This is a genomic window from Oscillibacter sp. PC13 (assembly GCF_900115635.1).
In the GTDB taxonomy this organism is placed as follows: domain Bacteria; phylum Bacillota; class Clostridia; order Oscillospirales; family Oscillospiraceae; genus Oscillibacter.
This window is the reverse complement of record NZ_FOXE01000007.1, coordinates 1-18,001: the sequence shown is the minus strand read 5'-3', so window position 1 is coordinate 18,001 and position 18,001 is coordinate 1. Positions and strand designations below refer to the sequence as shown.

The window sequence follows — 18,001 nt, the reverse complement described above, 5'->3', positions numbered from 1 at the left end:
AAATGGATGTTTTGGTAGTTGTGGATATGCAGAATGATTTCATTGACGGCACTTTGGGTACGTCAGAGGCAGTTGCCATTGTACCGAAGGTTGCAAAGAAGATGCGTACCTTTCAGGGTCGGGTGCTCTGCACCCGGGACACGCATGAAACAGCGTATCTGGATACGCAGGAGGGCCGGAAGCTGCCGGTGGAGCACTGCATCAGGGGGACTGTAGGGTGGCAGTTGGCGCCGGATATCGAAGCGGTGCGAAAGGAATTGCCCATTGATAAGCCAACCTTTGGAAGCTTGGCGCTGGGGCAGCTGCTGAAAGCGCAGAATGAAGAACTGCAGGCCAAAGGGGAGTCCATCGGAAAGATTACACTCATTGGCCTTTGCACAGATATTTGTGTGATTTCCAACGCCCTGCTGCTAAAAGTATTTTTGCCGGAGACAGAAATTGCGGTGGATGCGGCCTGCTGTGCAGGCGTTACGCCGGAGCGCCACAAAACTGCTTTGGAGGCCCTGAAGGCGTGCCAGATCACAGTTGAAAACGAAGCATAAAGAGAGGATCGGCCCACTGGGCCGATCCTCTCTTTATATTTAAACATAACTCTGACTATTCACATCAAATACGCCCCGGGTAGTGATTCGCAGAGAGGGGATAACCGGCAAAGCCATAAAACTCAGTGTCATAAAGGGATCAATTCCTGGACTGACGCCCAGTTCAAAGGCCCGTTCCTTAGCGGTTTCCAGATGCTCGTTGACAGCCACCAGAGATTCCTCACTCATGATGCCAGCAATTGCCAGGGGAACCTCTGCCTGCGGCTGTCCACCGTCCCAGACTACAATCCCGCCATTCAGTTCAACAACACGGTTGGCAGCGGCGGCCATATCCGCTTCATTGGTCCCCACCACAATGATGTTGTGGGAATCATGGGAGATGGAGGTGGCCACGGCGCCGGACTTTAGACCATAACCCTGGAGAAAGCCAATGCCGATGTGGTGTGTGTTTTTATGGCGCTCTACCACAGCGATTTTCAGCACGTCGTATTCCACGTCAATGTGGTCGGAGTAGCCGGCATCCACGGTAGTGATTTCTCCATTCACCATCCCGATGATGCCTCTGGGCCTCCGTTCGGCAAAGTCCTGGGCGGTCAGGGGGGACACGTGGAAGGTGCTGTGGGCCCGATCGACCAGATACTGTTCAATGGATGGCGCAGAGAACGCCTTTACCACCCCGTTTTCCACCATCCGTTCGCCGCGCTTATAGACCTGCTCGATATGGAAGTTCTGGAAATTGTCAATGACCACAAAGTCTCCCAGATAGCCCGGCGCAATGGCACCCCGGTTGTTCAGAAGAAAATAACGGGCGGCGTTGTGGCAGGCCACCTTGATGGCTGTGATGGGATCGACCCCCAGAGCGATGGCACGCTTTACAATGTAATCGATATGTCCCTTTTCCAGCAGGTCGTTTGGATGCTTGTCATCGGTGCAGAACATACACCGTTCACTGTATTTGTCGCACAGCAGGGGGGCCAGGGCCTCCAAGTTCCGGGCAGCGGTTCCCTCCCGAATCATGATAAATTGTCCCCGCTCCAGTTTGGCAATGGCGTCCTTCAAGTCATGGCATTCATGATCGGAATAAACGCCGGCGGCAATATAGGCATTCAGATCATTGCCTGCTAAATCCGGCGCATGCCCATCAATTTTTTTGTGGTTGGCCTGCGCCGCCACAATTTTTTCCACGGCTTGATCGTCGTTGTTGATAATGCCGACAAAATTCATCATCTCAGCCAATCCCTGGACTCTGGGATGGGCATAAAAACTGTCGATGGCCCGATAGTCCAAAACAGCTCCCGACTCATCCAGGGGTGTGGCTGGAACACAGGAGGGGAGCATAAAGCGCACATCCACCGGCAGCCCCTCTGTTGCCTGAAGCATATATTCAATACCGTCCGTACCCATGACATTCGCAATCTCGTGAGGATCGGTAATAACGGTAGTGGTTCCATGGGGCAGGACGGCTTTTACAAATTCCTTTGGAGAAACCAAAGAACTCTCCAAATGGATATGGGCATCTAAAAAGCCGGGCAGAATAATCTTACCGGTCATGTCCTCCTCAACCACGCCGGAGTACTGTCCCATGCCAACAATGAGCCCTTCTGCCACGGCGATGTCCGCATGACACAACTCATTGGAAAATACGTTGACATACGTCGCATTTTTCAGCACCAGATCTGCCGGCTCCCGCCCGGCTGCTGCATTGATGATGCGCCGTTTTTTCAGCAGCTTTCGGTTGATCTTGCCTGCGTAACTCTCAGACATAGAACCACTCCTTTTTACAAAATAGAAAACATTTGTTTTACTTATGGTAGATATAAATGGTGCTTAAATATTGAGGACAGTATACGCTATAAAAAATGTTTTGTCTATGGGGAAACCTGGAAAATTTTTGTGCGCATTTGTTGCGGACGCAACAGGACGGAAGCATGAAACCTGCTATACTATTTCATATAAATATCTAATATTTCAATCGACAGGAGAAGAAAGGAAGGACGTTATGAATACGAAGGCTTTTGAGAAACTGAACTATACTCTGTCCCTGCTCTCTGCTGCAAATGGTGACAAGCATCATGGCTGTATCATCAATTCCCTCCATCAGGTGACTGCGTCCTACCCGGCAAAATTTACAGTTACGGTGAATAAGGATCATGAAACTTACCAGGCGATCAAAGCCTCTGGCAGCTTTTCGGTGACGCTGTTGGCAGCGGATTGCCCGGAGGGCCTCATTGACTGTTTTGGCTACCGCTCTGGACGGGTGAAGGATAAGTTTGCGGAATATGCGGTCAAGACGGACGGAATGGGCAATCCCTATCTGATGGAACATATGGTTGCCCGGATTTCCTGTAAGGTGGTGGACAGCTTGGACATCGGCAGTTATATGCTGCTGGTGGGGGAAGTAACCGAGTCGGAGGTTCTTGGAGACGGCCCGGTGCTGACGCTGCAGGAATTTACAAACCGCGGCAAGACCACGCCGCCTGCCGCCACTGTATACCGGACGATGGCGGGAAATGGGTTCCGCTGCACAGTCTGCGGCTATATCTATGAAGGGGAGAGCCTTCCAGCGGATTATGTGTGTCCCATCTGCCGGGCGCCGGCCAGCAAATTTGTCAAACAGGATTGAGCTTGCAGAAAGAACGGCTGATTTGCCGGATACCTGAGGATAAAAAAGCTTCGAAACCGTTTTCAATCGGTTTCGAAGCTTTTTGTTATTCATGCAGTACGCATCATTGAGCAAGCGCATTTCACCGCCGAAACAACGTCTCGTGAAGAGAACAGCCCTTGTCCGCCAGACAGACCAGGGCGGCCTCCCGGCAATGTGGCGGCCGGGTCAGGGTCAGCGGCCACATATGGCTGACAATGATGTTTTTTTCCCGCTCATCCAGAGAATAGGACGCAGAGGCGTTACGCAGGGCGATGGCCGGGTGCCGGAACCCGTGCCAGCGGCTGGCAGATCGGCGCCGGTGCCAGTCGTATAGGTAAAAATCGTGGAGAAAGGCACCCTGTACCAGACTTTTTTCGTTAGCACCCAGATGCAGCCGGCGGTTCAGCCAAAAGCTGATCCGGGCACATGTATCATGATTCATGCACCTTACAAAGCTTGGCTTCTTGTGCCGATAAATATAATATTATAGAAAAACGATAAGAAACGGACGATTATGAACGGACTGCTTAAAGGCAGATTAGGGCGTTGCCTCCAGCGGACGAACCTCAAGATAATAATGTGCCTCATCCGGGGACAGCTCCACTTCCGCCTTGCCGTTTTTCAGATCAAATCCAACGTTCTGCCGGACCAGTTCGATACCCCCTGTATTCACCAGAGAGGCACGCTGGATGGTGAATGTCAGAGTGGAGCCCAGATGCGTCACCAGATCATAGCCCTGCAGATCCACATTGTCTGACTCGGAACAGCCGAAGTCAAAGCTGGGCGCCTTCCAAAGCGACGCCGATACCGTGATACTGCCGCCTGCGGGCACGGTTACAGGAAAACGGAGATACAGTACCCGCTCCTGCGTCAAAGCCTCGCTGATCAAATCGTCCAGTCGCCCGTCGCTGTACCGGTCTACTAAGCCCTCACCAGACAAAACGCCGTATTGGGTCAAAAGCTCCGCCACAGCGTCCTGGAAGAGTTCCATAGACACAGAATCAAAGATATTCGCCATTTCCATTGGAAGATGGTCCATATACTGATCTGCATAAGCTCTGCACAAATTTCCAAGCGCCTCTTCCAAAGTGGCCTCCCGACGGATAATGGTACAGGAGACACCGTCGATTTTCCCATTTTCCTCACAGGCGCCGTTGGCATAGCCCTGAAGGGTGTAGTCCTGAAGATCATCGCCCAGCACAATCAGTACCTTCACCTCAGATTCCCCCCTCACCCCGTCCGGCACAAAGTAATCATACTGCCGCCAGCCGGTGTCCTCATCCCAGCTTGCGCCGTTAAAGCCATAGGTGAGGATCGTAGTACGGGACTTGTCGATGGTAAAGGAAATCGCTTGGGTAGCGGCCTCGTATTCCTCCGTCGGAGCCTCAAAGTCGGTGAATTCATATACGGTCACAGGAATATCCAATGCAGGGTTTTCACGCAGCGCTTGGGACAGATAGCTGCCGTCCTCCAGCAAAGCCTGATAGTCCGTCCAGCTGGCGGGTGGATGGAGATTCCAAGTGGAATCGTCAAGACCGTCCTCCTCATAAACGCCCCGGAAGCCCCCGGCATAGGCCCCGGCATACAGCACGGCCTCGGTTTTCACACCGTCCACGGTCACAGTGGGCGCTGCCTCCGCCAATTCGGAGAAGCTTCCGGTAAATGGATACAGGGCGGTTACTGTGGTATCCGTTTCTGTGGGATTGGCCAGCATATAGCGGTCAGTGACCACAGCACTCCACTGCCGGGGGGACCCGTCCCGATAGGTGCCCGGCGCAAAGTCCCAAGAGGTTGTGCGCTCTGCTGTCAGGCCTGGATCGGACTCTTCGGTTGTCATAGGGAGCACCGGCCCGGCGTAGGACATGAACACAGTGGACCCGTCTGTATAGAGGGGCTCGTTGTCATGAGCGATACCGCCGCCAGCTCCACTGCTCTCTCCGGGCGCAGCGGCGCCCATGCCGTGGAATCCTCCGGTGACCAGCCAGGCAAGGCCAAGGCCGCACATCAGCGTTAAACAGGCAGCTGCAGCCAGATACCGGCCCCAGGGTGTGCTGCGCCGCTGTATGGCAGTGGGGGAGGAGTCCGTCCCCGCCTCCTCAATGAGGTCTTCGTCCACCAGTCCCAAAATGCGAAACAGCCGTTCTCCGCTCATAACAGCACCTCCTCCTTTTCCAGATACGCGCGCAGGGCCTTGCGGGTACGGAACAGAGAGGACTTTACCTTTCCCTGGCTACAGCCAAGGCAGGCTGCAATGGTTGTCAAATCTTCCCCGTACCAGTACCGCCGCAGGAAAATTTTGCGAGTTTCCGGGGAGAGATCCCGCAAAAATAAACTAATCAAAGCGGCAATCTCCTGATCCTCCAGAGCCTTTTCCGTGCCGTGAGGCGCAGGAATGCAGGCATCCAGCTCTCCCAGCAGGAGCGCCGCTTCATCGCCTCCCCTCTTTTGCGCCCGGCTTTGCTTCCAGCGGTCCAGGGACAGGTTCCGGGCAATTCGCCCCAGCCAGACCCGGAGGGCTGAGGGGCGAGCGGGCGGAATGGCGTTCCAGGTACGTAAATAGGTGTCGTTCACACACTCCTCTGCATCGCCATGGCTGCGTAGAATATTCCACGAGATGTTCCGCAGATAGCCGCCGTATTTGTCTGAGGTCTCCGTGATGGCCTGTTCCGAGCGGGCCCAGTACAGCTCGACAATTTGGCTGTCCTCCATAGACTCCGCCTCCTTCCAATTGAGTGTTTCCTCCGCCTCATAGGAAAAGACGAAAAAAAGCGCCGCTGGTTGCAAAAAAATTCCGGGGGAATCAAGCTCCCCCGGAATAGATCCTATCAGGTTTTCAGCCGCTGATCAATCCCTGGCTGGACAGGAATTCGTGGGCAACTTCGTCCACGCTCCGGCCCACCACGTCCACCTGGTAGGTCAGTTCCGCCATCTGCTCGGTAGGGATCTTCCCAGACAGCTGATTCAGAATTTCCTCCAACTCCGGATATTTTGCCAATACGTCCTGGCGTACCAGGAAAGCGCCGTTGTAATCCGGGAAGAAGCTCTTGTCGTCCTCCAGAATTTTCAGGCCTACCTTACGGTTCAGACCATCGGTGGCATAGACTACCGCCACATCGAAGCTGCCGTTTTCAATGGCGGCGTATTTCAAACCCTGGTCCACAGGCTTATAGGTCTTGAAGTTCAGCCCGTAGAACTCCACAAAGGGGTTGTATTTCATGCTGCCCTCCAGCGTGAAGAACTCCTGTTCTGCGCCGAAAACCAGCCGGTCTGCCACAGGGACCAGGTCGCTGATCGTTTCCAGCTGATACTGCTTCGCCAGCGCTTCCGGCACGCCGATGGCGTAGGTGTTGTCAAAGCCAAGCTGATCCAGCAGCTTCATACCGTAGTCCGTCTGGGCCTTCTGATTGACGTAGTTGTAAATACTCATGCCCGCCGGCACATCGGAGGTGTCCTGTTGGAAGAAGGTGGTCAGCAGTGTGCCGTCGTAGGAGATCATCAGATCGCAGGTGTGTCCATCGCCCTCCAGGGCCTTAAAGTTATTCACCTGGGACATCTGATCCTGAATGGTGACGCTCAAATCTGTCTGCTCCTCCACCAGCATCTTCACCATGTGGTGCATCAGCTGAGTTTCAGAGTAATCCCCATCATAGAGCATCAGATCGCCGCTGCTGCCGCGGCCATAAGGCAGCAACAGGCAGAAGGCCAGCAGCAGTGCCGCAACGGGAATCCACATTTTCCGGGAGCCGCCTCTGCTCTTGCGCATCTGGCCTTCAAACCAGCCCATCACCAGATCCAGCACCACGGCAATCACCATCAGTACGCCGGTGGCTGCCGCAATGACTGGCATATTCTTAATTCGGATAGCTTGGGTAATGACGCCGCCAAGGCCGCCGCCGCCGACAAAGGCCGCAAATACCGCGGTGCCAATGGCGTTTACCACGGCAATGCGGATGCCGGTGAACACCGTGGGGAAGGCCAGGGGAAATTCCACCATCAAAATGCGGTAGGGCTTGCTCATGCCCATGCCGCGGGCAGCCTCCTTCACGCCGGGATCCACTTCCTGGAGTCCCAGGCAGGTGTTCCGAACAATGGGAAGCAGGGAGTAGAGGGTGATGCCCAGGATGACAGTGAGTTTGCCTGGATCCAGCACCACCATGATGATACCCAAAAGGGCCAGAGAGGGAATGGTCTGCAGCAAATCCACCACCCGGAGAATGACACCTCTGGCCCTGGGAGACACATAGGCCCAGATGCCAAGCGGCAAGCCAATGGCAATGGACAGAATGCTTGCCGCCAGTACGATGAACAGGTGCTCAAGGATTACCGTCCAGGTCATTTGTCTACCTCCTTCCGGAGACCCCTGGGCGTGACCTTTTTCTGAATCAGATCAATCACTGCGCCAAAGACGATGGCCAGGATGGCTGCGGGAATGGCGCCCAGCAGGATCAGCGTATTGTTGTTGGAAGAAGTGCCCCGGTATACAAAGTTGCCCAGGCCCCCCTGGCCGATCATGGAGGCCAGCACTGCCCAGGAAACGGTGTAGATGGCAGCCATTCGAAGCCCCGCGATAATGGTGGGCATGGCTAGGGGCAGTTCTACCTGCAGCAGCGTCTGGAAGGGGGACATACCGCAGCCGCAGGCGGCTTCAACGTATTTGTCCTCTACGCCTAAAATTCCGGTATAGGTGTTTTTCAGCACCGGGAACATGGCGTATACGCTGAGGGCCGCTATCACAGTATAGGGCTGGCTGCCCCACCAGATGAAGAGAACTCCGATGAACACCAGGCCGGGGATGGTCTGAAAGACGGAGAGCAGGGGAATAATGACGCCGGACCATTGGGGAATCCGGGAAAGCAGGATGCCCAGCAGCAGTCCCAGGGCAAAGCCAACAGCCACGGAAACCAGAACATATGCTGTATGGATGCCGATGGCGGAGATCAGCTCACTGCCGTAATCATGAAACAGAGCGCTCATTTTGCATCCCCCCACAGGTTCTCCGCCACCGATCGCGCCACGCTGGTCTTGGTCACGATGCCTGCGATGGTGTCGTCCATATTCAGGACCACCACGTAGTTTGCGCCGGAGTCCAGTAAGTAGTCAAAGGATTCCTTGGCCTCGTCACCAACACGGACGGTTCGTGCGGTCTGGCGGACAAGGGGCTCAATGCTGGTAAGTCCCTGGCCCCAATGGCGGATATCGCCGATGGAGACCGTCCCAGCATAGCGGCCGTCTGTATCCGTGACCAGCAGCGTATCCACGCTGCTGCGGGCCATGCGTTCCGCACACTCCAGAACGCCGCGGTCCTTCCCAACGGTCAGAACATTGGTGCGCATGAAGCTCTCCACAGTGGAGGGGGCTGGCGTGTCGGGCGCATGCTTGCCCAGGAAATTGCGGACCAGATCATTGGCCGGGTGCTCCAACATTTCTTCCGGCGAGGCCATTTGAACCACCTCGCCGCTCACCAGGAAAATAATCGTGTCCGCCAGTTTCAGCGCCTCGCCCATGTCATGGCTGACGAAGACGATGGTCTTGTTCAGCTTCTGCTGAATGTTTTTCACTTCATCCTGGAGAATTTCCCGGGTCATGGGGTCCAAAGCGCTGAAAGGCTCATCCATCAGCACGATGGGGGGCGAGGCGGCCAGGGCGCGCAGCACCCCGATTCGCTGCTGCTGCCCGCCGGAGAGTTCGGAAGGGTATTTATCCGCATACTGCTCCATATGGACCATCTTTAAGAGGTCCTGGACAATTTCGTTGCACTTGGCCTTTTCATACTTTAAAAGCTTTGGCACCACGCAGATATTCTGGGCCACCGTCATGTTGGGGAACAGACCAATCTGCTGAATGACGTATCCGATATGGCGCCGCAGAGCCACCCGATCTGTGGTGCGGATGTCCTTTCCATCGATGAGAACCGCACCGGAATCCGGTTCCAGCAGGCGGTTAATCATCTTCATGGTTGTGGTCTTTCCGCAACCGGAAGGGCCGATGAGGACCACAAACTGTCCGTCGGGAATGGTGAAGTTCAGGTCCTTGAGAATGGGGGTCTTTCCATAGCTTTTGCAGACATGTTCAAATTGGATCATACGGGTTCTTCACTCCTTTGCAGTTACAAGTCGGTTGGCAGCCTCGGCGGCGGCGGGATTTCCCACCAGGATAATGACATCGCCGCCATATAGCTCCGCATAAGGGCCGGGGGAGAGGATTACGGTTTGCCCACGGCGGATAGCCACAATCGTTCCCCCGGTGGACTGCCAGAATTTCAGGGCGCCGATGCTCTGCCCAATTAATGGGGAATCGGCTGGAACGGGTACTTCATAGTTGGGAAAGGGACGCTCGGCGGATGCAAATGTTTCCTGGCTTTTCGAAAGAGCCGTTACAACATCTGTCAGACGGTGGGTAATTTCGCCGTATTGCTGCATCAGGGATTTCAGCTCTGCCCGCAGGGTGCGTACCTCTGCGTTTTCGCCGAAATTTTCAATGTACCGCCTGGCACTGTCCGCAGAGAGAACCACTGCGCCGCTCTGGGGCTTCACTTCCACTACCTTCATATCCGCCAGCAGACGCAGGGAACGCCGGATGGTTTCCGGTGACACATTGTACTCTGAGGCCATCAGGGAGCGGCCATAAATCCGGCTGCCCTCCGGCAGGTCGCCTTTGGAAATGCGGGTGGCGAGATCCAAGGCAATCTGCAGATACTGTGAGGGAACGACCGTTTGCTTCATGGGGCGACTGCACCTCCGCCTTCATCAAATGATAGATTTATTATATACTGACAACTTTAAAAAGTAAATAGATGTGGCAGTTAAAAAATTGTTAACAGATTTGAGAAAGTTGCAAAAATGGTGAAAAAACGAGGGAAACATGGGAGGAAAATTATCTAAAAGAGTTTGCGGCATAGCTGAAGATAATGGATGCAAAAGCGGGCGAATTTTGCCGTAAAACGGATTGGTGCATTGTGAAATACTGGTTTAAAATCCGATGCAGGTCAGAAAACAACGCGGGGATCAAAAAAAGAGCGGCATTTGCCGCTCTTTTTTAATTTATATTACCACAAAACCGCTCAAAAATTAAGTCTTGTTCGAAAATGCCTCCGGGCGTAAGCTGTCTCGGGAGGTGGTTTGAATGGAGGAATTATTTCCGATGACGCCTGTACAGCTTGCCCGGACGGAACAGGCGCTGGCGGCCTGCAACGCCAAAACGGCCCGATTTGGGTTGACGCTTTCTCCGGAGCAGATTGCTGCGCTGGCCGCGGGACGGACGCAGGCCCTGCGGAACACGGGGCGGGTAGAATTTGGAGAGGGGATTTTGCCCCGTCTGGTACTGGCCTTTTGCGATTCCCCCTATCTGCATCAGGAGGATTACGCCGAGACGATGCTGACGCTGCAGGAAATTTTTTACAACTTCAAGAATGAGTTTCAGGAGCGGCTTTCCGACGATCGCCTGCTGCGGCTGTTGCGCCGAGCCTTTGATGAGAGAGCCCACGGCGCGGCGGAGTATCTGGCCGGCCTGTCTCCTGCGGAACTGCTGGCGAAAAGGGAGGAACCGGATGACAGAGAGACGTGAACTGCCCCTCCGGCTGCTGACATCGGAGGAGAACCTGATGCTTCAGGAGCGGGTCTGGTCGCTGCTGGTCCGGCAGACGGCGCGCTATACCATGGGGGACAGCACGTCTGTTCCGGCGGAGACCGCCCGGGCACTGTTGGAGTCCATCCGTGTGTCGCTGGAGCTGTATATCGGGGAAAACGGCCTTTCTCCGGAGGCGCTGCTGCGGGAGGAGCCGGAAGGATTGCTGCGGGCGGCGGAGACAGCAGTCCGCCGGCAGGTGGAGCGCGCCCGGCTGCAGTACGCCCGTGCCCGGCGGTGTCGGTTTCAGGAGGAGAGCGCCGCGCTGACGGACACCCTGACTTCGGTCAGCGGTTTTTTCCGGGACTATGACGCAAGATATTTTGCGGCGGAACTGCCCTGTGACATCGACTATCAGCTGTGCCATCCAGTGCCGGAGGAGACCAGGGGTGTTTTATATCTGCGGGAGTATCTGCGCCGTTTGCTGACGGAGGACGCCTTTCTCCGCCGGTTTGACCCGGCGGCGGTTCGAAGGCTGCTGTCGGCGGTGTGTCCGGCCCACCGGGAACTACTGGTAAATCTGTATGAGCCGGTGGCAGATGCCGCCCTGGGGCTGACGCTGACGGAGGGGGCGCTGGCGGGGCTGGATATGACTGCGGCGGGACAGGGGGCGCTGACAGAGCTGTTGTCCCCGCGAAGGCCTGCGGAACAGCTGCATCTTCTGGACTGCGCGGCACAGACTTTGGCACGGCGTCTGGAATTGCCGCCCTTCGGTGCTGCATATCTGGGGAAAACAGCACGGGGCCTGCATCCCCGCATGGAGGCAGTGCTGGAGGCGGGGGGCAGCTGGCAGGCGTGCTTTCCAGCGTTTTCATAAAAAACAGGGACCGGCACAGCTGTACCGGTCCCCGCTTTTTATGGATTCGTCTGTCTATAAAATATGGATTATGCCTCAAAATGCTCGATGATGTCCACCAACTCCGCACCAATACGCTTCTGCGCCTCTTTGGTGCCCGCGCCGACGTGGGGGGTGCAGGAGACGGCCGGATGCTGGGCCAGAGCCCAGTTGGGATCCTTTTCGCTCATCCATACATCCAGGCCTGCAGCTTTTACCTTGCCGGAGTTCAGGGCCTCCAGCAGAGCGGCCTCATCCACGTTGGAACCACGGGAGACGTTGACGATCACCACGCCGTCCTTCATCTTCGCTAAGCTCTCCGCATCCACCAGGGCCTTGTCGCCGCCGGGGGCGCACAGGCAGATGATGTCCGACTGGGAAAGCAGTTCGTCCATGGAGACGAAGTGCATGGTTTCGCACTCGCAGCCCTCGGGCTTGTTGCGGTGCACCACAGACAGCACGTTCATGCCCAGAGCCTGCCCCTTGGTACCAACCATTTGGCCGATGCGGCCGTAGCCGATGACACCCATGGTCTTGCCGGCAAGCTCAAAGCCCTTGGAGTAGGCCTTCTTCTCCCATTTGTTCTCCCGCATGGTGTGTCCGGCGATGGAGATGTTCCGGGCACAGGAGAACAGCAGAGCCATGGCCAGCTCCGCCACGGCGTTGGAGGAGGCGCGGGGCGTGTTTTTCACAGTGATGCCCGCCGCCTCGGCGTACTTGACCGCGATGTTGTCTACACCCACACCGGCCCGGATGATCAGCTTCAGGCGGCTGCCCTTGGCCGCATCAATCTGAGGTTCCTTGATCTTCGTGGCAGAGCGGATAATGACCGCGTCAAAATCCCGGAGGGCGGTGCCCAACTGATCCGGCTCGTAGAACTGCTCCACGACTTCATATCCGTCCTTGCGCAGCTGCTCCATGGCGCCGGCATCCATACCGTCAGTGACCAAAACTCGCATAGACATATTCAATTACCCCTTTTATCATTTTCCGTATGCGCACCCCAGGGGCGCATCCATATTTCATTGGAAAATCCCAGCACCCATTGGGGGACAGGTGCTTGGCAAAAGCCGGACGGGAATCTGGAGGATCAGGCGTGCTCCGCCTCATACTTCTTCAGGAATTCCACCAGAGCCTCCACGCCCTCCTTGGGCATGGCATTATAGATGGAGGCGCGCAGGCCGCCCACGCTCTTGTGGCCTTTCAGGTTATCAAAGCCGGCAGCCTTGGTGGCGGCCACTACCTCGGCATCCTGATCCTTGGAGGGAGAGACGAAGGGCACGTTCATCAAAGAGCGGTCCTCCTTCACCACAGCACCAGTGAAGAACTTGCTGGAATCCAGATAGTCGTACAGGATGGCAGCCTTCTCCTCATTGCGCTGATTCATAGCCTCCAGCCCGCCGTTTGCCAGCAGATACTTGAACACCTTGCCGCAGCAGTAGATGGCCCAGCAGTTGGGAGTGTTGTACATGGAATCATTGTCTGCGTGGGTCTTGTAGCTCATGTAAGTGGGGACGGACTTGGGCAGATCCTCCCGGATAAGATCCTCCCGGATGATAACCACAGCCATACCTGCCGGGCCCACGTTCTTCTGCACGCCGGCCCAGATCAAACCGTAGTCGGCGACATTGCAGGGACGGGACAGGAACATGGAGGACTGGTCGGACACCAGAACCTTGCCCTTGGTGTTGGGCAGCTTATGATAGGTGGTGCCGTTGATGGTCTCATTCTCGCAAATGTATACATAGTCCGCATTGTCGGGAACATCCAGATCAGAGCAGTCAGGGATATAGGAGAAGTTCTTGTCGGCAGAGGAGGCGACAATTTTCACCTCACCGTATTTCTGGGCCTCCTTAATGGCCTTCTTAGACCAGGCACCGGTCTCCACATAGCAGGCGATGCCGTTTTTCATCAGGTTCATGGCCACCATGGCGAACTGTACGGTGCCGCCGCCCTGAACGAACAGCACTTTATAGTTGTCCGGAATTCCCATCAGCTTCCGAAGATCGGCTTCCGCTTCGTCACGGATCTGCTGGAACACCTTGGAACGGTGGCTCATCTCCATGACGCACATGCCGCTGCCGCGGTAATTCATCATTTCAGCGGCAATTTCCTCCAGAACCTCCTCCGGCATCATGGCGGGGCCGGCGGAAAAGTTATACGTACGGCCGTATTTCATACTTATTTCCTCCATTTCGACTAAATTTTGAACGTTCGGACGGTATTGACAAGACAGACGAGTTGCCCGAACCTATGCTTGGTTATTTTTAGTATACGACAGAGAGAAGGAAAGAATCAACCAGTAATTCAAATTTTTTCAGAGCATCTAAAATTCTGTTAGGCTTTTGTGGAAAATGACCTACAAAACGGTATTTTATAATTGACATTGAAATATTAACAGTTTTTTAATATAATAAATTCGTTCAAGCTTGCATGGCAGGATGTGTCGATTTTTAGGAAAGAATGAGGGAATCAGGATGAGACCGGACGGAACCAGAGTGAAGGGTCTGACGCCGATTATGCGGGCGCTTCCTTATATCATGCCGCGCCGTTTTGACGCACAAAACTGGGCCAGCGATTATGTAGATGAAGACATTATGAAAGCCTATATCCGAAAAAAGCGCAGGGATGGGCAGGCTGTGACGCACATGAGCGTTTTGGTGGCCGCCTATTACAAAGCGGCGTTGGAGAACCCGAAGGTGAACTACTTTGTAATGAACCGCAAGATTTATCAGCGGAATCACTTTTGCTTCAGCTTTGTAATCTTGAAGACCCGCGCGGACGGAACGCCGGATGAGACAACCTTAAAAATCCATCTGGAGCCGGAGGATACCGTATTTTCCATCAGCCGGAAGATCAAAGAACACATTGACCGGAATGCTGTCACGGTTCATAACAACAGCACGGACCGGTTTGCCAATGCGGCCTTCGCGATTCCGGGCCTTGCCAGACTGGTATTCTGGCTGGCTTACCATCTGGATCTTCACGGACTGCTGCCGCGGAAGGTGATTGATCTAAGTCCGTTCCACACCAGCCTGTTCATCACGAATCTGGCGTCCATCAACACCAGCTACATCTTCCATCACTGCTATGAATTCGGTACAACCAGCGTGTTCATTTGTATGGGCAAGCCTGTGCCGGATCCGATGGCTCCAACTGGCAGCCGAAAAAAACAGATGCCCCTCGGCGTGGTGATGGACGAGCGGATTGCCACAGGTATTGAATATTCCCGCTTTTTTGCCGCCTTCAGCCGTTATCTGAAGCAGCCGGAGATTCTGGAAAACCGGCTGGACGGCAAAGAGCAGGTGCAGGCAGTGGCTGCGTACGCAGAGGCGTAAGATAGGCGGCAGAGGAGAAGTCATGGGCAAAGAAAGAGGAAAGAAGTTTTTGGACTGGGTTGTCCATACAAAATTGTATATCCAGGCGCTGGCGAAGTGGCTGCTGCTGGCTGTGGTTACCGGTACCTGCTGTGGAATCATTGGATCACTGTTCCACATTGGCGTCCACAAGGTTACGCAGCTGCGGGCAGAACATCCTTGGCTATTGTGGTGCCTTCCATTGGCGGGTCTGGCTATTGTCGCCTTTTACAAGCTGACAGGGACAGAAGGACAGGGCACCAACGATATCATTGACGAAGTCCACCATGGAAAGGGCCTCTCCATCGGGTTGCTGCCGGCCATCTTTCTGGGCACGGTATTGACCCACCTGTGCGGCGGATCTGCCGGACGGGAAGGAGCGGCGCTCCAGATGGGCGGTACCATCGGCTATCATGCCGGGCGGCTCTGCAATTTGGACGACCGGGATCTGCGCACCGCCACGATGGCGGGCATGGCGGCCTTCTTCTCCGCATTGTTCGGCACGCCGCTGGGAGCGACGATGTTTGCCATTATGGTCATCAGTGTGGGGGTATTCTACCATGCGGCGCTGATTCCGTGCCTGACTGCCTCCCTGGTGGCATTCTGGGTGTCTTTGGCCATGGGCGTGGAACCCACCCGTTTCACGGTGGCCGCCCCCATGCTGGAAGCCGGCATGATGACACGGGTCGCAATCCTGGCGGCACTCTGTGCACTGGTGTCCATTCTGTTCTGCAATACCATTCATTTTGCGGAACATCAAATGCAAAAGCATATACCCAATCCCTGGGTACGGGTAATGGCTGGCGGCCTGGCGGTGGTCGCCCTGACGTACCTTGCGGGCAGCACGGATTACAACGGCGCCGGTATGGAGATTGTCACCGCTGCAATAGAACAGGGCGTTGCCAACCCGGAGGCATTTCTTCTGAAAACGCTCTTTACCGCTGTGACGCTGGCTGCGGGTTTCAAGGGCGGCGAAGTGGTGCCATCGTTCTTTGTGGGAGCCACTTTCGGCTGTGTGGTGGGGCCGCTGCTGGGGATTCCGGCAGGCTTTGCCGCGGCGCTGGGGCTGGCGGCGGTTTTCTGCGGCGCCACCAACTGCCCGATGGCTTCAACCTTCCTGGCCATTGAGCTGTTTGGGGATGGGGGACTGCTGTACCTTGCGGTCACCTGCGGAATCAGCTATATGCTCTCTGGGTACAATGGCCTCTACTCCAGCCAGACCATTCTGTACTCCAAGCTGAAGGCTCAGTACATCAACGTCCGCACAAACCACCATCACGCGGGTGCTCTCCATGCGGAGCCGCCGGCGGCCGTTGGCACGGGAAGCGGGGGGGAACAGAGAAGATGAAAAGGGAAAGCACCCCTGTGGCAGCCCCCACCCCCACGCGAAATCAGACGGTGGATTTGGTGAAGGCCGTTGCGATTGCCAGTGTACTCCTCATCCACGTCAGTGCCGGCGGACTGGGAGGTGAAGTGGGTTCCGCAGAGTGGATTTCCTGCCTGTTTTGGGGAAGTGTATCCAGAGCCGCCGTTCCGCTGTTCCTCATGGCCAGCGGCGCGCTGCTGCTGGACCCGGCCCGGGATCTGACGCTGAAAAAGCTGTACACCAAAAATTTCCTCCGTCTGGTGGCAGCACTTCTGTTTTGGGCGGTATGCTATAAGGTGTTCCACTTGCTGGTATGGGGACAGATGACGGTTTCGGCTCTGGTTCAGGCCGCAAAGGAGATTTTCCTCTTCCGCCATGAGGAACATCTCTATTATCTGCACATCATGCTGCTGGTATATGCGTTTTTGCCCGCCACCCGGCTGGTGGCGGCCCATGCGGGCCGGAGGCAGATAGAATACCTGCTGGGCCTTTGGTTTTTGCTTGGAATCCTCTACCCCACGGTCAAGCCCTTCTGGCCTTTTACGCTGCTGGTGGGAATTCCGGCCCAGTGGCTGATGAACATGACCTATGCCTCCATCGGCTATACCTTGCTGGGGCATTATCTAAGCGTTTACTATACACACTCCCGGCAGTGGATTTGGACGGCGATGGCCGGTTTTCTGCTGACCTTTGGAGGAACCTGGGCTGCCTCCGAGGTGGCGGGGAAGCTGGATCCCCATTTCCTGGAGGGCATGGGCGTGGGCGTTTGCCTGCTGGCGGTGGGAATTTATGGCCTATGCCAGTCCGTCTTTGTTTCAGAACGGGCAGAACAAGCACTGGCATACATCTCCAAGGCCTCCTTCTGCGTTTTTTTGACACATATCTTCTTTTTAAAAACCTTTGCTTGTATCGGACTGTCGGCGCAGGCGGGACCCGCTGTTTTCACGGTGCCGCTTCTGTCAGCCTTGCTGCTGGGATGCGGGTGCGCTGCATATGCTGTGCTGTCCCGGATTCCAGGAGTACGGCGCTGGCTGATTTAAAACAGCAAATTCAGTTGTTTTTTGTGCGCCGGTTCGTTGGACACATGGGCACTTAGACTTCAGACTGCGGTGAGTACCAGCCGCACGGCGATTCATAAAAATCGACTCCTGTGGCAAACTATGTCGAATCGTGTACTACGGGAGGTTTTTATGCAATCCTTTGTTGAATTCTTGATGACATGTCTGACATCCCTGCTGACGCTGGGGGCGCTGTTCCTTCTTGCAAAACTGATGAGCAGCAGATGAGAACCGCAAATCAAAACCACCGGCCGTGCCGGTGGTTTGCACAAGCCCCCTTGGGGCATGCCCTGGGCAGAGCCTATAGGCTCATCGAAAAGTCTGCCAACCGCACGACTTTTCCAGGCTGCCCCTAAAGGGGCTTGATTTTATTTGCCTTCTTTTACTGGCTTACCCGTAAACGGGTCAATATACTCCTGGATGCTCATCTGGTCATCCGTATAATCCTCTTGCAGCTGATTCCTGATATACTGCTCGATTGCCTTCTTGTTTCGGCCAACCGTACTCACATAGTACCCTCTACACCAAAAGTGCCAATTCCCGTACTTGTACTTCATGTTGGCATATTTTTCGTATA

Annotated in this window: 18 protein-coding genes; 7 read left to right on the top strand and 11 right to left on the bottom strand. The window is 55.3% G+C overall.

Annotation, left to right across the window (positions count from 1 at the left end):
• Positions 1-2 precede the first annotated feature (2 nt).
• Positions 3-542: a cysteine hydrolase family protein gene (locus tag BMZ81_RS05365; RefSeq protein WP_091129534.1), complete on the top strand. Its 540-nt coding sequence runs from the start codon at positions 3-5 to the stop codon at positions 540-542.
• Positions 543-581: 39 nt separating this feature from the next.
• Here the strand turns inward: BMZ81_RS05365 and ade are convergent, their stop codons facing one another.
• A complete protein-coding gene (gene ade / locus BMZ81_RS05360) occupies positions 582-2,306 on the bottom strand; it encodes an adenine deaminase (RefSeq protein ID WP_091129531.1) in 1,725 nt (574 codons plus the stop codon).
• 235 nt (positions 2,307-2,541) lie between these two features.
• On the opposite strand from ade, the gene BMZ81_RS05355 reads away from it, so the two are divergent.
• Complete coding sequence (locus BMZ81_RS05355; RefSeq protein WP_177187210.1) at positions 2,542-3,165, top strand: flavin reductase; 624 nt, start codon at positions 2,542-2,544, stop codon at positions 3,163-3,165.
• Positions 3,166-3,286: 121 nt separating this feature from the next.
• Here the strand turns inward: BMZ81_RS05355 and BMZ81_RS05350 are convergent, their stop codons facing one another.
• From BMZ81_RS05350 to BMZ81_RS05320, 7 genes are all read right to left on the bottom strand, one after another.
• Complete coding sequence (locus tag BMZ81_RS05350) at positions 3,287-3,628, bottom strand: HD domain-containing protein (RefSeq protein ID WP_091129526.1); 342 nt, start codon at positions 3,626-3,628, stop codon at positions 3,287-3,289.
• Between the two features lie 96 nt (positions 3,629-3,724).
• Positions 3,725-5,338, bottom strand: coding sequence for a hypothetical protein (locus BMZ81_RS05345; protein ID WP_091129523.1), 1,614 nt, complete (start codon positions 5,336-5,338; stop codon positions 3,725-3,727).
• A complete protein-coding gene (locus BMZ81_RS05340; protein WP_091129521.1) occupies positions 5,335-5,895 on the bottom strand; it encodes an RNA polymerase sigma factor in 561 nt (186 codons plus the stop codon). The genes BMZ81_RS05345 and BMZ81_RS05340 overlap by 4 nt, the downstream gene beginning before the upstream one ends.
• Before the next feature lie 124 nt (positions 5,896-6,019).
• Entirely contained in the window at positions 6,020-7,522 is a 1,503-nt protein-coding gene (locus BMZ81_RS05335) for a glycine betaine ABC transporter substrate-binding protein (RefSeq protein WP_091129519.1), read from the bottom strand.
• Positions 7,519-8,160 carry an ABC transporter permease gene (locus tag BMZ81_RS05330; protein ID WP_091129517.1) on the bottom strand — a complete coding sequence of 214 codons (642 nt, stop codon included), beginning with the start codon at positions 8,158-8,160 and terminating at the stop codon, positions 7,519-7,521. Before BMZ81_RS05330 ends, BMZ81_RS05335 begins: the two co-directional genes overlap by 4 nt.
• A complete protein-coding gene (locus tag BMZ81_RS05325; RefSeq protein ID WP_091129514.1) occupies positions 8,157-9,269 on the bottom strand; it encodes a betaine/proline/choline family ABC transporter ATP-binding protein in 1,113 nt (370 codons plus the stop codon). The genes BMZ81_RS05330 and BMZ81_RS05325 overlap by 4 nt, the downstream gene beginning before the upstream one ends.
• A gap of 9 nt (positions 9,270-9,278) precedes the next feature.
• Positions 9,279-9,908: a GntR family transcriptional regulator gene (locus tag BMZ81_RS05320; RefSeq protein ID WP_091129512.1), complete on the bottom strand. Its 630-nt coding sequence runs from the start codon at positions 9,906-9,908 to the stop codon at positions 9,279-9,281.
• 400 nt (positions 9,909-10,308) lie between these two features.
• Between BMZ81_RS05320 and BMZ81_RS05315 the strand changes: the two genes are divergently transcribed.
• Both BMZ81_RS05315 and BMZ81_RS05310 read left to right on the top strand, forming a co-directional pair.
• Positions 10,309-10,749 (top strand): DUF6323 family protein, encoded by a 441-nt coding sequence (locus BMZ81_RS05315; protein ID WP_091129509.1) that lies wholly within the window; start codon positions 10,309-10,311, stop codon positions 10,747-10,749.
• Entirely contained in the window at positions 10,733-11,626 is an 894-nt protein-coding gene (locus tag BMZ81_RS05310) for a DUF6179 domain-containing protein (RefSeq protein ID WP_091129506.1), read from the top strand. Before BMZ81_RS05315 ends, BMZ81_RS05310 begins: the two co-directional genes overlap by 17 nt.
• A gap of 68 nt (positions 11,627-11,694) precedes the next feature.
• On the opposite strand, the gene BMZ81_RS05305 is transcribed toward BMZ81_RS05310, so the two are convergent.
• Together BMZ81_RS05305 and serC are read right to left on the bottom strand one after the other, a co-directional pair.
• Entirely contained in the window at positions 11,695-12,609 is a 915-nt protein-coding gene (locus tag BMZ81_RS05305) for an NAD(P)-dependent oxidoreductase (RefSeq protein ID WP_091129503.1), read from the bottom strand.
• 125 nt (positions 12,610-12,734) lie between these two features.
• Entirely contained in the window at positions 12,735-13,823 is a 1,089-nt protein-coding gene (serC, locus tag BMZ81_RS05300; protein WP_091129501.1) for a 3-phosphoserine/phosphohydroxythreonine transaminase, read from the bottom strand.
• A gap of 298 nt (positions 13,824-14,121) precedes the next feature.
• On the opposite strand from serC, the gene BMZ81_RS05295 reads away from it, so the two are divergent.
• Genes BMZ81_RS05295 through BMZ81_RS05285 form a run of 3 tightly spaced genes read left to right on the top strand, consistent with a single transcriptional unit; the run spans position 14,122 to position 17,406 of the window.
• Positions 14,122-14,982, top strand: a complete 861-nt coding sequence (locus BMZ81_RS05295) for a hypothetical protein (RefSeq protein ID WP_091129499.1) — start codon at positions 14,122-14,124, stop codon at positions 14,980-14,982.
• Between the two features lie 22 nt (positions 14,983-15,004).
• Complete coding sequence (locus BMZ81_RS05290; RefSeq protein WP_091129496.1) at positions 15,005-16,348, top strand: chloride channel protein; 1,344 nt, start codon at positions 15,005-15,007, stop codon at positions 16,346-16,348.
• Entirely contained in the window at positions 16,345-17,406 is a 1,062-nt protein-coding gene (locus BMZ81_RS05285) for an acyltransferase (protein WP_091129493.1), read from the top strand. Before BMZ81_RS05290 ends, BMZ81_RS05285 begins: the two co-directional genes overlap by 4 nt.
• 386 nt (positions 17,407-17,792) lie before the next feature.
• On the opposite strand, the gene BMZ81_RS05280 is transcribed toward BMZ81_RS05285, so the two are convergent.
• On the bottom strand, positions 17,793-18,001 hold a 209-nt coding region (locus BMZ81_RS05280; protein ID WP_177187209.1), incomplete at its 5' end, for a transposase.